The 13,071-nt window shown below is 37.9% G+C and carries 10 protein-coding genes and 1 tRNA gene; 3 read left to right on the top strand and 8 right to left on the bottom strand.

Going from position 1 to position 13,071, the window contains the following annotated elements:
• Nucleotides 1-3: 3 nt before the first annotated feature.
• From pgeF to P2086_RS06045, 5 genes are all read right to left on the bottom strand, one after another.
• Nucleotides 4-708 carry a peptidoglycan editing factor PgeF gene (gene pgeF, locus P2086_RS06065; RefSeq protein ID WP_317899549.1) on the bottom strand — a complete coding sequence of 235 codons (705 nt, stop codon included), beginning with the start codon at nucleotides 706-708 and terminating at the stop codon, nucleotides 4-6.
• Complete coding sequence (gene pyk, locus P2086_RS06060) at nucleotides 708-2,138, bottom strand: pyruvate kinase (RefSeq protein WP_317899548.1); 1,431 nt, start codon at nucleotides 2,136-2,138, stop codon at nucleotides 708-710. The genes pgeF and pyk overlap by 1 nt, the downstream gene beginning before the upstream one ends.
• A 412-nt stretch (nucleotides 2,139-2,550) precedes the next feature.
• Nucleotides 2,551-2,724 (bottom strand): hypothetical protein, encoded by a 174-nt coding sequence (locus tag P2086_RS06055; protein ID WP_317899547.1) that lies wholly within the window; start codon nucleotides 2,722-2,724, stop codon nucleotides 2,551-2,553.
• A gap of 29 nt (nucleotides 2,725-2,753) precedes the next feature.
• Nucleotides 2,754-3,707 carry a transketolase family protein gene (locus tag P2086_RS06050; RefSeq protein ID WP_317899546.1) on the bottom strand — a complete coding sequence of 318 codons (954 nt, stop codon included), beginning with the start codon at nucleotides 3,705-3,707 and terminating at the stop codon, nucleotides 2,754-2,756.
• 700 nt (nucleotides 3,708-4,407) lie between these two features.
• Nucleotides 4,408-4,481: transfer RNA gene (locus P2086_RS06045), tRNA-Ile, on the bottom strand.
• Between the two features lie 60 nt (nucleotides 4,482-4,541).
• Here P2086_RS06045 and P2086_RS06040 point away from each other — a divergent pair.
• Nucleotides 4,542-5,171, top strand: coding sequence for an HAD family hydrolase (locus tag P2086_RS06040; protein WP_317899545.1), 630 nt, complete (start codon nucleotides 4,542-4,544; stop codon nucleotides 5,169-5,171).
• Here the strand turns inward: P2086_RS06040 and P2086_RS06035 are convergent.
• Entirely contained in the window at nucleotides 5,158-5,928 is a 771-nt protein-coding gene (locus tag P2086_RS06035) for an alpha/beta fold hydrolase (RefSeq protein ID WP_317899544.1), read from the bottom strand. The two genes, P2086_RS06040 and P2086_RS06035, sit on opposite strands and share 14 nt — an antisense overlap.
• A 19-nt stretch (nucleotides 5,929-5,947) precedes the next feature.
• Nucleotides 5,948-6,664 carry a pyridoxine 5'-phosphate synthase gene (locus P2086_RS06030; RefSeq protein ID WP_317899543.1) on the bottom strand — a complete coding sequence of 239 codons (717 nt, stop codon included), beginning with the start codon at nucleotides 6,662-6,664 and terminating at the stop codon, nucleotides 5,948-5,950.
• Nucleotides 6,665-6,737: 73 nt separating this feature from the next.
• Here P2086_RS06030 and P2086_RS06025 point away from each other — a divergent pair, with 73 nt between their 5' ends.
• Together P2086_RS06025 and P2086_RS06020 are read left to right on the top strand one after the other, a co-directional pair.
• The gene (locus tag P2086_RS06025) at nucleotides 6,738-7,400 is read left to right on the top strand and encodes a CBS domain-containing protein (protein WP_317899542.1); all 663 of its coding nucleotides are present in this window, start codon (nucleotides 6,738-6,740) and stop codon (nucleotides 7,398-7,400) included.
• Between the two features lie 110 nt (nucleotides 7,401-7,510).
• Complete coding sequence (locus P2086_RS06020; protein WP_317899541.1) at nucleotides 7,511-12,358, top strand: DUF7948 domain-containing protein; 4,848 nt, start codon at nucleotides 7,511-7,513, stop codon at nucleotides 12,356-12,358.
• Here P2086_RS06020 and truB read toward each other — a convergent pair.
• Entirely contained in the window at nucleotides 12,342-13,052 is a 711-nt protein-coding gene (gene truB / locus P2086_RS06015) for a tRNA pseudouridine(55) synthase TruB (protein ID WP_317899540.1), read from the bottom strand. The two genes, P2086_RS06020 and truB, sit on opposite strands and share 17 nt — an antisense overlap.
• Nucleotides 13,053-13,071: the final 19 nt, after the last annotated feature.

Here is a 13,071-nt window from a genome sequence, read left to right as displayed (position 1 = left end):
TCTTTATGTCATTGATATTACTGCCCACATTCTCCCTGTAACTCCCTTGTCTTGGCGGTAACTAAAAAAGTCATTTTCAAACGTGCAACGATTCATTGTCCACACATTTTTTTTCGGGATATTATTCTGAAACAAAGTAAATAAATTACAGGCAATTAAATCAATTTTATTTCCACTCCAACACTTTTCTGGAAAACCCGCTTCTCGAAATTTTTCAATTACTTCGGCACCCACTTCAAATTTATCCTGAGAAATTCCCTGACCAATTGCGACTTGAATGTTTTCGGTTTTGGCCCCAAGTTGAATCATGGCCTTTAAAGTTGTTTCAACAATCTTAGCTTGTGTTCCACGCCAACCAGCATGTGCAGCGCCAATGATGTGATTTACTTCATCGTAAAATAAAACAGGATAGCAATCGGCAATACTTATTGCAAGAGTTGTATTTTTTTTATCCGTCACCAAGGCATCACCTTCTTGCGGCTGCGATTGCGGAAAACACACATCGTTGCCGTGAACTTGTTTGAGAGTAAAAAGTTGTGTAGAAGATAAATTTATTTTTTCAAGAGCAATTTTTCTATTTTCTTTTATTTTTTCAGAATCATCTTGTGAGCCGCCAAGGTTTAGTGAATCAAATGGTATAGAAGACACGCCTCCCAATCGGGTTGAAAACCCATGAGTACATGTTATGTTGGGAGCGTTTAACCACATTAATTAATGTAACTAAGCTTCATCATATTGGTTCTGCCTTTTTCTTTCATTGGCATACTTGCAATATTAATAACAAGGTCATCATTTTTTACCAAACCTGCCTTTTTAATAATGTTTTTTAAATCATCAATGGTTTGATCGGTACTCTCGTATTTATCGTAATAGTAACCCCTCACGCCCCACACTAGACTTAGCGTTGTGAGCAAAGAACGATTATCTGTAAAAATAAATATTGGCGCCTTAGGGCGGTGACTCGATAATTTAAAAGCGGTGTAACCACTATTTGTCATGCTAATGAGAGCTTGTGCACCTGCGTGGTGGGCAAGTGAGCAGGCATTATAACAAATGCTATCTGTGATAAAAGTAATCGTTTTTATATGTGGAGTATGTTCCTTGTAATAAATGGTATCTAGTTCTTCCACCTCTGTAATAATTCTTCGCATCATTTCAATCACCTTTACCGGAAATTTACCGACCGATGTTTCTGCACTTAACATTACTGCATCGGCACCATCCATCACGGCATTCGCCACGTCGTTCACCTCTGCTCTTGTTGGCGTATAACTCGTAATCATGCTTTCCATCATTTGTGTCGCAATAATTACAGGTTTACCAATCTGAATGCATTTATTCACGATCATTTTCTGTAATAAAGGAACACGTTCCATTGGAAGCTCTACGCCTAGATCTCCACGAGCAACCATGATTCCGTCTGTCAGATCAATGATGTTATCAATTTCTTTAATAGCTTCTGGTTTTTCAATCTTAGCAATTACACGCGCGCGTTTGCCTTTACTATGAATAATGTCTTTTAGTTCAACAATGTCTGTTACGCTTCTCACAAATGATAAACCTATCCAATCAAAATCTTGTTCCAATGCAAAATCAAGATCGCGTAAATCTTTTACTGTTAAACATGGAAGCGAAATTTTAGTATTTGGAAGATTAACGCCTTTTTTTGAGGAAAGGTGTCCACCCACTTTAATACGACAGCGCACAAGATCTTTTCCATTGGTTTCAATAACTTCTAAGTGTAATTTTCCGTCATCAATTAAAACAATTTCTCCAACCTGCACGTCCTGCGGGAACTGTGGATAAGTAATGTAAATTATTTTTTCATCGCCTTCACATTCCTTTGTTGTAATGTCAATCATTTCACCCGTTACAAGTTCAGCGCTGTTGTTTTTCACAACCCCAATTCTAAGTTTCGGACCCTGTAAGTCCGCAAGTATACCTACGTGCCGGTTTAATTTTTTATTTAATTCGCGAATATTTTTTACATTATTTAAAACTGCATCATAGTCACCATGTGAAAAATTGATCCTGCAAATATCCAATCCTTGATTATACATTTCTTCAAGAACATTAATGTCGGCAGTAGCCGGACCCATTGTTGCAACGATCTTGGTTCTGTTAAATTTCTTTTCCATAATTGGCACTTAAATAAGAGAACTAAGTTATAAAAAGGATTGGACTTATAAATTAATTAAAGGTTATTTTTAGGAAGAGTTTGCCCTGTACTCAATCGTTTGCGCTGAATTGAGGATTAAACTACTAATTGTATTCAGTCTATCTTTTGGGCGCCCGGGCGGGCCATTACGGGCTACGCTTCGCTGCGGTTTTTTTAGTTTATTTCTATTCTTAGCGAACCGTTTAAATGTGCAAGTTTAAACCACAAAGAGCATAGTTTTGCATAGGGAAGTGTATTAACTTTTTTGATTTAAAGTAAACATAGTATTTGAAGCGTAGCTTCAGATGTATGCGCCCCTATGTTTAAGCGTTTAGTTGATTCTATGACTCTATGTGGTTAAAAACATAGGTAGAAAAAGGGAAAGTGGTTGACTATTTCGCTTCTTCTTGAACCGTTGAACTTGTATCATCAACGTTTTCTAAAGTAGTGATCATATCCAGTTTACTAGTTGGATAAGCTTCTTCCGCTTCGTTCGAAGTATCAGAAGAATTTTTACATGAAAAGCAGGCAAGAAAAATGGTGCTGATTAAGATGAGTCTTTTCATGTGATTTAATTTTAGTGAATAGTACGAGATTATTTTCTTTTAATAACGCGCTCAACAGCTTCAATAATATTGATGGTATCAAGACCGTATTTTGTCATTAATTGATCGGGTGTTCCACTTTCACCAAAAGAATCATTCACCGCAACAAATTCTTGTGGAGAAGGTAAGTTACGTGATAATAGTTGTGCAACACTGTCACCAAGTCCGCCATTCATTTGGTGTTCTTCGGCAGTGACAACACATTTTGTTTTTTTAAGCGATTTTAAAATAGCTGCGTCATCCAATGGTTTAATCGTGTGGATATTAATAATCTCAGCACTGATACCTTTTTCTGCTAGCTTTTCGCCTGCTTCAATGGCTTTCCAAACCAAATGACCCGTTGCAATAATTGTTACATCTGTTCCTTCATTCAACATCACTGCTTTACCAATTTCAAAATTTTGATCTGCTGGCGTAAAATTAGGAACAGTCGGACGTCCGAAACGCAAATAAACCGGACCGTGATATTTTGCAATAGCAATGGTTGCTGCTTTAGTTTGGTTGTAATCACAAGGATTAATAACAACCATGTTTGGAAGCATTTTCATTAAACCGATGTCTTCCAAAATTTGATGCGTTGCTCCGTCTTCTCCTAAAGTAAGACCAGCATGTGACGCACAGATTTTTACATTTTTATCTGAATACGCAATACTCTGACGAATTTGATCATACACACGCCCGGTACTAAAGTTTGCAAACGTTCCCGTAAATGGAATTTTTCCTCCAATGGTTAATCCCGCTGCAATGCCCATCATATTGGCTTCTGCAATACCTATTTGAAAAAAACGTTCTGGATGATCTTTTTGAAACGCATCCATTTTAAGAGAGCCCGTAAGGTCAGCGCAGAGCGCAACTACGTCTGTGTTGGTTTTTCCAAGTTCTGATAAACCGGCACCAAAACCTGAGCGCGTATCCTTTTTTTCTGTGTAAGTATATTTTTTCATTCGGAAGCTTATATTTTAAGAGGGTAAATCTACTAAAAAGGCTTTGTTTAAGCCATTGTTATGCAAAAGTACTTATTCAAAAAAACAAGGAGTTTCAAACAATTTACCGGTTGTTTCAGTTTCAAAAGTTTGTTTTGGTTGAATACATAGTAATTGTCTTAGTGAAACGATTTGTAATGTTTATGCAAAAAACTTTGTAGAATAACTATGCCTTGTCCCGGCGTTAGGCATGGCAATAGTTTACCTGGCCTAATCGAGACTCGTTTTCTATTTCTTCTCGATACAATTTTTTCAAAGAGACAGAAAAAATCTATTCGAAGTGACTGTGTATGTGTCCTAGTGAGAATTCCCCTCGTGTTAGCATAGCAATAGTTTGCGGTGGTCGTATCGAGACGAAAAATCCCAGAACTTTCAATATCGTTTTTTGAAAGGAGTCAAAAACTTGACCTAATGACGTTCAGTAAGAGCAAAATTATAGGCAAAAGAAAATCTCGAAAAAATCGGGGTCTTAAAGTCCCAATGGGCTCCCCGAGTCTCACTCTCGTTCGCTCGGAACCAAAGTTAAAATAAAAAAAGGAAAGCAAAGCTTTCCTGTAAAAGTGTTCCCACTTGGGCTCCCCGCCATCCGCTTCGCTGCGGCGGGATAAACTTCTCGCCCAAGCCAGAATAAAAAAAGGAAAGCAAAGCTTTCCTGTAAAAGTGGTCCCACTTGGGCTCGAACCAAGGACCCTCAGATTATGAGTCTGATGCTCTAACCAGCTGAGCTATAGGACCAAATTATTTTGCAATAATTGGATTGCAAAAATAGATAATTACCCCATATTTGCAAAATAAATGAGTGAAATAAAAAATATCATTTTTGATTTGGGTGGCGTGATCATCAACCTCGACCAAAGCCTTACTATTCATGAGTTTAACAAGATCAGTGCCATTCCTTTTGAAGAAGTTTACACACAAACTGCGCAAACGGAATTATTTAATGACTTCGATAAAGGAAAAATCAGCGATTTTGAATTCTTTTCTGAACTAAGAAAACAGATTCGTTACGAAGGTCCTGAAGTTGATTTGCTCTATGCTTGGAATGCGATGTTATTGGATGTTCCCGAAAAGAGGTTAGATCTTCTTGTAAACATGAAACAGAATTACAACACCTTTTTACTAAGCAACACCTGCGAACCACATATAGCTTGTTTTGAGAAAGAACTTTACATTCACCACGGTGTAAAAAACTTTAATGATTATTTTGATAGGGTTTACTATTCATGCAGAATGGGAATGCGCAAACCTCATCGCGAAATTTTTGAATTAGTTTTAAAAGAAAATGAATTAGTTCCGGAGGAAACGGTGTTTATTGACGATTCCATTCAGCATGTGAAAGGTGCTGGTGAATGCGGCATCAAAGCCTATTTACTTCCAAAAGACATGGAGGTTGGAGATTTACTCAAAGAGCTTAATTTGTTATAAACCACAAAGTCGTCTCAAAAAACTCTTTCGGTTTTTCTGCGTGCACCCAATGACCTGCACCATTTAAAACAACAAATGTGGAGTTCGGAAAACGTTTTTTCAAATCTTCCTTATCTGAATCGCTTATATAATGTGACTTTTCGCCTTTTATAATGAGCGTTTTTACTTCGCTCGAAAATTCAGGAACACCCATACATACGTTCTCATAATTGGCATCAATCACTTTTAAATTGAATCGCCAGTCCATTACGTTATTTGAATTATCCTTCCAATAAATATTTTTTAAAAGAAATTGTTTTGTGCCAAAATCCTTTATGTATTTATTCATAAGCTCTTCGGCTTCCTTACGCGTTGATATTTTAGTGAAGTCTACAGCTTTTAAAGCTGCTAAAACTTCCTGATGGTGAGGCGGGTAAGCTCTTGCAGAAATATCTGCGATAATTATTTTTGATGCAATGCCTTTATATTTTCGTTCAAAGTACATCACCGTTTTACCACCCATACTATGACCAAGAAGAATCGGGTTTTTTAATTGGTGCTCATCAATAAACTCTTTCAAATCATCTGCCATTGCCTCGTAATTCCACACATCGCTGTGCGGCGATAAGCCATGGTTACGTTGATCGATTGCAAAAACATGAAATCCTTTTTCTGAAAAACTTTTAGCGTGTGTGTTCCAGTTATCGCTTTGTCCGAATAAACCGTGCAAGATGATTAGAGGTTGACCATTACCAAATTCGCGGAAGGCTAATTTCATGTTTTTAATTTTCTTAAAATTATTTGAGTTGCCTTAAGTACAACTGAACAGTGTTTTCTAAACCGAAATAAAGCGCATCACTAATTAATGCGTGACCAATTGAAACTTCTAATAAGCCTGGAACATTTTCTTTAAAATATTTTAAATTTTCTAGACTAAGATCGTGTCCGGCATTCACACCAAGACTTAATTCCAGAGCCCTTTGAGCGGCATTGTGAAATAATCCGATAACAATATCTTTTTCAGAATGATATAAACGTGCGTATTCTTCGGTATACAATTCAATGCGATCAGTTCCGGTTTCTTTAGCACCCTCTACCATTTCTAAATTGGCATCTACAAAAATAGAGGTGCGAATTCCGTGCGATTTAAATAATGCAATAGTATCTTTTAAATAATTTGCGTGTAAAAGAGTATCCCAACCGTGATCGCTCGTTATTTGTCCTTGCGTATCAGGCACAAGGGTTACTTGTGCGGGTTTAATTTCTAAAACAAGATCCACAAATTTTTTTTCCTTCGGATTCCCTTCGATATTAAATTCTGTTTTTAATACCGGTTTAAGATCATAAACATCCTTATAAGTAATATGACGTTCATCAGGACGTGGATGCACTGTAATACCTTGAGCTCCAAAGCGCTCGAGGTCAAGCGCGGCTTTTACCAGATTAGGAATATTTCCTCCACGAGCATTACGCAGCGTCGCAATTTTATTAATGTTTACACTTAATTTAGTCATATTTTTTTAAACAAAAATTAAGTTTTGTTTTTACAGGGCAAAGCTAATTAATTTACTACTTTTGGGAAAATAAATGTTAGCAGGCGATTTAATAACAGACGAAATTCCACCGTTAAAGGTAACAGATACTGTTGAGATAGCGTTGGATTGGATGGAACAATTTAAAGTTTCTCATCTTGCTGTTGTAAAAAACAGAGAATTAATTGGTGTTGTTGCAGAAACGGATCTCTTGGATTATGAACGTCCTGATGAGCAAATTAATGTAAGTAAATTACTCTTGTCTCGCCCGGCAATTCACTATTATCAGCATGCTTACGATGTGGTGCGTTTAATGAGTAGTCTTAATCTCACACTTATTCCGGTAATTGATGAAAAAGAATTGTACCAAGGCTGCATCACTTTAAAAGGAATGGTTCAAAATTTAAGCACCATGATGGCTGTTCAGGATCCAGGCGGCCTCATCGTTCTCGAAGTAAATCAAAACGATTATTCGGTTACGCAAATTGGTAACATTATTGAAAGCAACGATACAAAAATTTTAAGTCTTCACGTTTCTTCAGCACCTGATAGTACTAAGATGGAAGTAACCATTAAGGTAAATCGCGAAGATCTTTCAGGAATTCTCCAAACCTTTAACCGCTATAATTATGAGGTAAAGGCAAGTTTTCAAAACCGTGATTTCAATACAGGTTTAGACGACCGTTTAAATGAATTTCTTCATTTTTTAAATATTTAGTCCCATTTTAGCCTTCTTTTTTCGGCCTTATTTCTGTAACATCACTATTTGCACTTTTTTTTGTATTAAAGATCTTTAATTCTTAACTTGAAACTTTTATTTTAAGAACTATGAAAAGATCTCTCTGCGTTTTATCGTTGATGTTAAGTTCCTTTTTTCTATGTGCTGGAACACCTGAAAAAACTACTCAAACTTCTTTGTTTCCTTCACCTTCTCAAAACTTCGATGTTCCGGCATCTTTCAAAACAACTTTTAGTGAAAAAACTGAAGGCAGGTTTGGATTCGAAAAGAATAAAGGACAATGGCCTGAACAGGTGGAATATAAAGCTGACTTAGGATCAGGCAGACGTATTTTCTTTGAGAAAAATAAATTTACTTATGTGGTGTACAATCCAGATGATTTGTACCGTGCTCATGAGAATGAACATGATAAACGTGGAAGTAAGAATGAATTGATAAACATTCATGCCTTTGAAATGGTTTTTGTTAACGCAAATACTTTTGACATTGTTCAAGGCTCGGGGATGACTAATTTTTATTACAATTATTTTTTAGGGAACGACCCTTCAAAATGGGCGAGCGAAGTGCCCGTATTCAGAAATCTCTCTTATTCAAATTTGTATGATGGCATTGATTTAGTTGCTTACCAAAAAGACAATGATTTTAAATACGATTATATTGTTAAACCAGGTGCAGATGTAAAGCATATTCAATTAAAATTTAACGGCGCTAATAAGCTCGAAATAAAAAATAACAACCTTCACATTGTAACATCTGTGGGTGACGTGGTAGAAAGTATTCCGACTGCTTATCAAATTATTGATGGTAAAGAGGTGAAAATTAACTGTGAATATAAATTGGCAAACGATGGAGAAACGGTTTCTTTTTATTTTCCAGAAGGTTACGATTCAAATTATGAACTTATTATTGACCCAATCGTTGTAGCCTCTACTTATTCGGGATCAACGGCAACCACTTACGGTCACTGTGCTACTTATGATGGTTTGGGAAATATTTATTCTGGCGGACGTTGTTTTGCTATTGGTTACCCTGTATCCACAGGTGCTGCACAAGTAACTTTTGGGGGTCAACAAGATATTGCAATAAGCAAACTCAACCCAACAGGAAGTGCACTTATTTATGCAACCTATCTTGGAGGTAGTGCTGAAGATAATCCACATAGCATGTTTGTAAATTCGTCGAATGAATTATACGTTTATGGATCAACCGGCAGTGCCAACTTCCCAACAACAACAGGCGCATACGATGTTACTCACAACGGTTTAAGCGACATGGTTGTGTGTAAGTTAAACCCTACCGGAACAACTCTGTTAGGCTCCACATATATAGGCGGTAGCGCCAATGATGGATTCAATAATGGACTTACTTATAATTATGCCGATGCCTATAGAGGAGAAATTGTACTAAATTCAAATAGCGAAGTATTTATTGTTGGAACAAGTGAGTCGACAAACTTCCCAGCAACAACAGGAGCTTATGACGTTACTCACAATGGAACACAAGATGCTGTGGTATTGAAATTAAACGCCTCCCTCACAACATTGCAGTGGGCCACTTATATAGGCGGGGCTGGGCAGGAAACCGGTTGCAGTATTCGTTTAAATGCCAGTGGCGACGTGTATGTGGTTGGTTTAACGGCGGGGAATGGATTTCCTGCAACTACAGGGGCATACATGACAACCTTTCAAGGAGGGTCGTATGACGGTTTTGTTGCTCGTTTAAACTCTACAGGGAGCACTCTTCTTAGCTCAACCTATGTTGGTACTGGAGGAAAAGATATTGTTTACCTAATCGATATTGATATAAACAATGATATTTATATCTATGGCATTTCTGATGGTACATTTCCTATTGTTGGCTCGGTGTATTTTAATGCGAACAGTATAAATATTCTTGCAAAATTAAATCCTGCACTTAGCACGGTATTGTTTTTTAGTAACCTTGGTAACAACACAAAAAATCCATTTTCTCCAACTGCATTATTGGTAGATCTTTGCGGTAATATTTATATGTCTGGTTGGGGTACAGTTGCTAGTTATCCTACAACAACAAACGCAGCGCAATCTACAACTCTGGCAAGCGGATTCCATATTATGGTTCTTAGTCAGAATGCTAGTTCGTTATTATATGGGTCCTATTATGGCGGTGGTGGAGAACATGTGGATGGCGGAACCAGTCGTTTTGACCCTAATGGATTTGTATATCAAGCTGTTTGTGCATGCGGAACTTTCCCAACTTTGCCAACCGCATTTTCTCAAACAAAACAAGTTTCAGGTTGCGATATCGCTGTGTTTAAAATAGATTTTGAAGTTAATTGTAATCCGTTAATCACGAATACAACCGTTTGCATGGGCAGAACTGCCACCATAAGTATTACCAATGTAAATGGTTTAGTCAATCCAACATTTTCTTTACAGCCGGGAGGCGTTGTTTCCAGTACTCCCTTCTTTACAGTGGCACCATTGGTTACAACAGTTTATACACTATTTATCACTGGAACAAACGGCTTTAGTACAGTGGTAACAAACACGGGTATATCAACCGTGAGTATTGCTCCTGTGCCTCAAATTTCGCCTTCTTTAACGCAAGCGGCTTGTTCAAGTACGTTCAATGCGTTTGATATCGGCCTTACTTTTCTTCCGGCAGGGCCAACACCAACGTATGCTGTGTTTTGGACGCCCATACCGGCAGGAATTACAACGCCAACGCAAACTGGCGCCACCGGTGGAATTGCTCCAGGCGCCTATTTTGTTAAAGTTTTTGCAGCTAACGGCTGTACAAATTCAGCTACGTTTACCATGAATCCTATACCCACCTCGGTAGCGTTTAATCTTACAGGTCCTTTAATTATTGATTGTAATAACCCAACCATAACCGTTAACGCCTCACCTACCACATACTCCTATACCTGGTTTGGTTTAACGGCAACTTACACTGGAAGCTCAGCCTCCTTTATTCAAGGGCAGTCTGGAACATGGACGGTAAATGCAGTTGATTTAACTTCTGGTTGTGGTGGCACTCATACCCTAGCTATTGGTCAAAATATAACCGTATCTACATCAAGCATTAACCCTCCATTTCAAAATATCACCTGTTCAGTTACGTCAGTTATAACCGTAACGGCTGCGGGTAACCCTTCTGTAAATACTTCACATTATTGGATTTCGCCCACAGGTGGAACGCTCACAATGAATAATAACCCGGCTTATTTTCTGCCCGGTACACCTGGCACATATACCCATGTTCTTGTAAATGATGCCAATGGTTGTTCTGTTTCTAAAACATTTACTGTTGCATCCAATTCAGGGTTCCCGACGTTCAGTGTCTCGAGTCCTCAAAATTTTACACTTGGCTGTAGCTCTAAAAGTACAGCAATTATTAATATCGTTAACGCACAAACTACCCCAGTGCCTGGTGGCCCTGTATCCTACACCATATTAGGCCCGCCAACTAATACTATTTATGTTCCTGGGACTTCGTCTACATACACGGTGTCTACGCCAGGCACGTGGACAATAATTACAAAAGACAACACCAATCTATGTGAAAGTAAAGTACAAGTATCCGTTTTACAAAATGTCTTTTCGCCAGCCGTAAGCGCAATCATTCCAGTAACAAGATTAACCTGTTACACACCTAGTATGGTGATTGTAGGTACAAGTACTACTCAAAACACTTCATTCATTTGGAACTTTCCAGGCGTGCCAAATTCTCTTCTGGGAAGCTCACTAACGGTTTTCGGCAACACGCTTCAAACAACAAATACTCTTGTTGCCAATTATACTTTGACTGTAACAGATGATAATAACACTTGCAAAAGCTCTACTATAATTCCGATAGAGCAAAACTTTTTTCCGCCAAAAGTTTTAATAAGTGGTGGAGAGTATATTAGTTGTAATACCTTAAGCGTTACACTTACAAATCAAAGTAGTACTACAATACCACCAGTTTTTGGTATTCCTAATCTTCCTGTTATTGGTTATGTTTGGACAGGGCCTAGCCCACAGGAAGAAAAACAACTTGTTTCAACCTATGTTGGATTTGTGACTGGAACTTACACCATGGTTGCAAAAGATTTGAACAACGGGTGTTTATCTGTGGGGACAAAATCAATTGACGACTTCCGTGATTATCCAGAAATTACCAGAACCGCGATTCCAGACACAATTGATTGTGGTTCAAAAGGTAAAACTATTTCTCCTGATATTATTGGTTCAAATAAAGACCTGGTTTATAATTGGATCGCCGTTCCAGGAGCAACAATAAGTAGTCCGGGCTCAAAAAACTTGATTGTAACTAGTTCAGGACAATACAATATTATAATTACAAACACTGTGAATGGCTGTATAACATCAGGACTTTTAGAAGTTGTTGATGGAACTTTGCAAGCGGGTCTTTCGGCGGACAAAGTTTCAGGATACGCTCCACTAGAGGTGAATTTTACAAACACATCTAACTCGTCAGATTTCTTAACTGGAAAAAATAACATTGCGTCGTATTGGAACTTCGGAAACGGCACCTCGCAATCAGGAATTACACAAATGACTATGGCTCCGGTTCGATATACCCAAGCTGGAAGCTATATAGTAACTTTGTTCGCAAACAAAGGAGATTGCAGAGATTCGGCATCCATAAGGATAACCGTTGATATTCCTTCAGAACTTGTTATACCAAATATTTTCACCCCTAACGGCGATGGTAATAACGACTTGTTTTTCATAAAGGCCAGCAATCTTAATAAAATAGATATGTTGATTGTTGACCGCTGGGGTACTGTTGTTTATGAACTTTCGAGTGAGACTGGTAATATTGAGTGGGATGGGAAAAACCAACAAGGTAAAGAATCTGCTGAAGGTGTTTATTTATACACACTTAAAGCAAACGGCAAAGACGGGCAATCATTTAATAAAAACGGAAGTATTACTTTAATAAGATAAGATTATCAGAAAACTGTTGTGGTGTTGCGGCATCACACAGTTTAAAATCACCAATACGTGTGCGGCAAAGTTTTGTGAGATGTGCGCCACTATTTAAGGCAAGTCCAAAATCACGGGCAATACTTCTGATATATGTACCCTTACTGCATACAATTCTAAAATCTATTTCAGGAAAACGTATTGCCGTAATTTCAAATTCTTTTATTTCTATTTCGCGCGATTTTAATTCAGTTTCTACTCCAGCTCTTGCCAATTCGTAAGCGCGTTTACCATCAACCATCACCGCGCTGAAAAGGGGAGGCACTTGTTGCTGAACTCCAATAAATTTTTTTGCGGTATTTAAAATATCTTCTGAAGAAATATGATCCGTTGGATAGCTATGATCAACCGGTTTTTCAAGATCGTAGCATGGAGTTGTTGCGCCCAATAAAAATGTTCCAGTGTACTCCTTCTCCAAACCCATCAACTCATTAATAGTTTTGGTTTTTTTTCCAGTACAAACAATAAGTAAGCCGGTAGCTAATGGATCTAAAGTACCTGCGTGCCCAATTTTCGGTTTTATTTTTACTCCGTCCACAAGAAATGAAGGGTGATGTTTTATTGCATGTTTGAGTTTATTCACAGCCTGAAAGCTGCTCCAGGTATATGGTTTGTCAATAAGAAGAACTTCGCCTGTGTAAAAATTATAGTCCATGCCTCAGCTCACTTAATAA

Origin of the sequence: Aurantibacillus circumpalustris (assembly GCF_029625215.1) — a bacterium.
Lineage (GTDB): Bacteria > Bacteroidota > Bacteroidia > B-17B0 > Aurantibacillaceae > Aurantibacillus > Aurantibacillus circumpalustris.
Note: the sequence above shows the minus strand (reverse complement) of the source record. Positions and strands in the feature narration are given on the sequence as shown.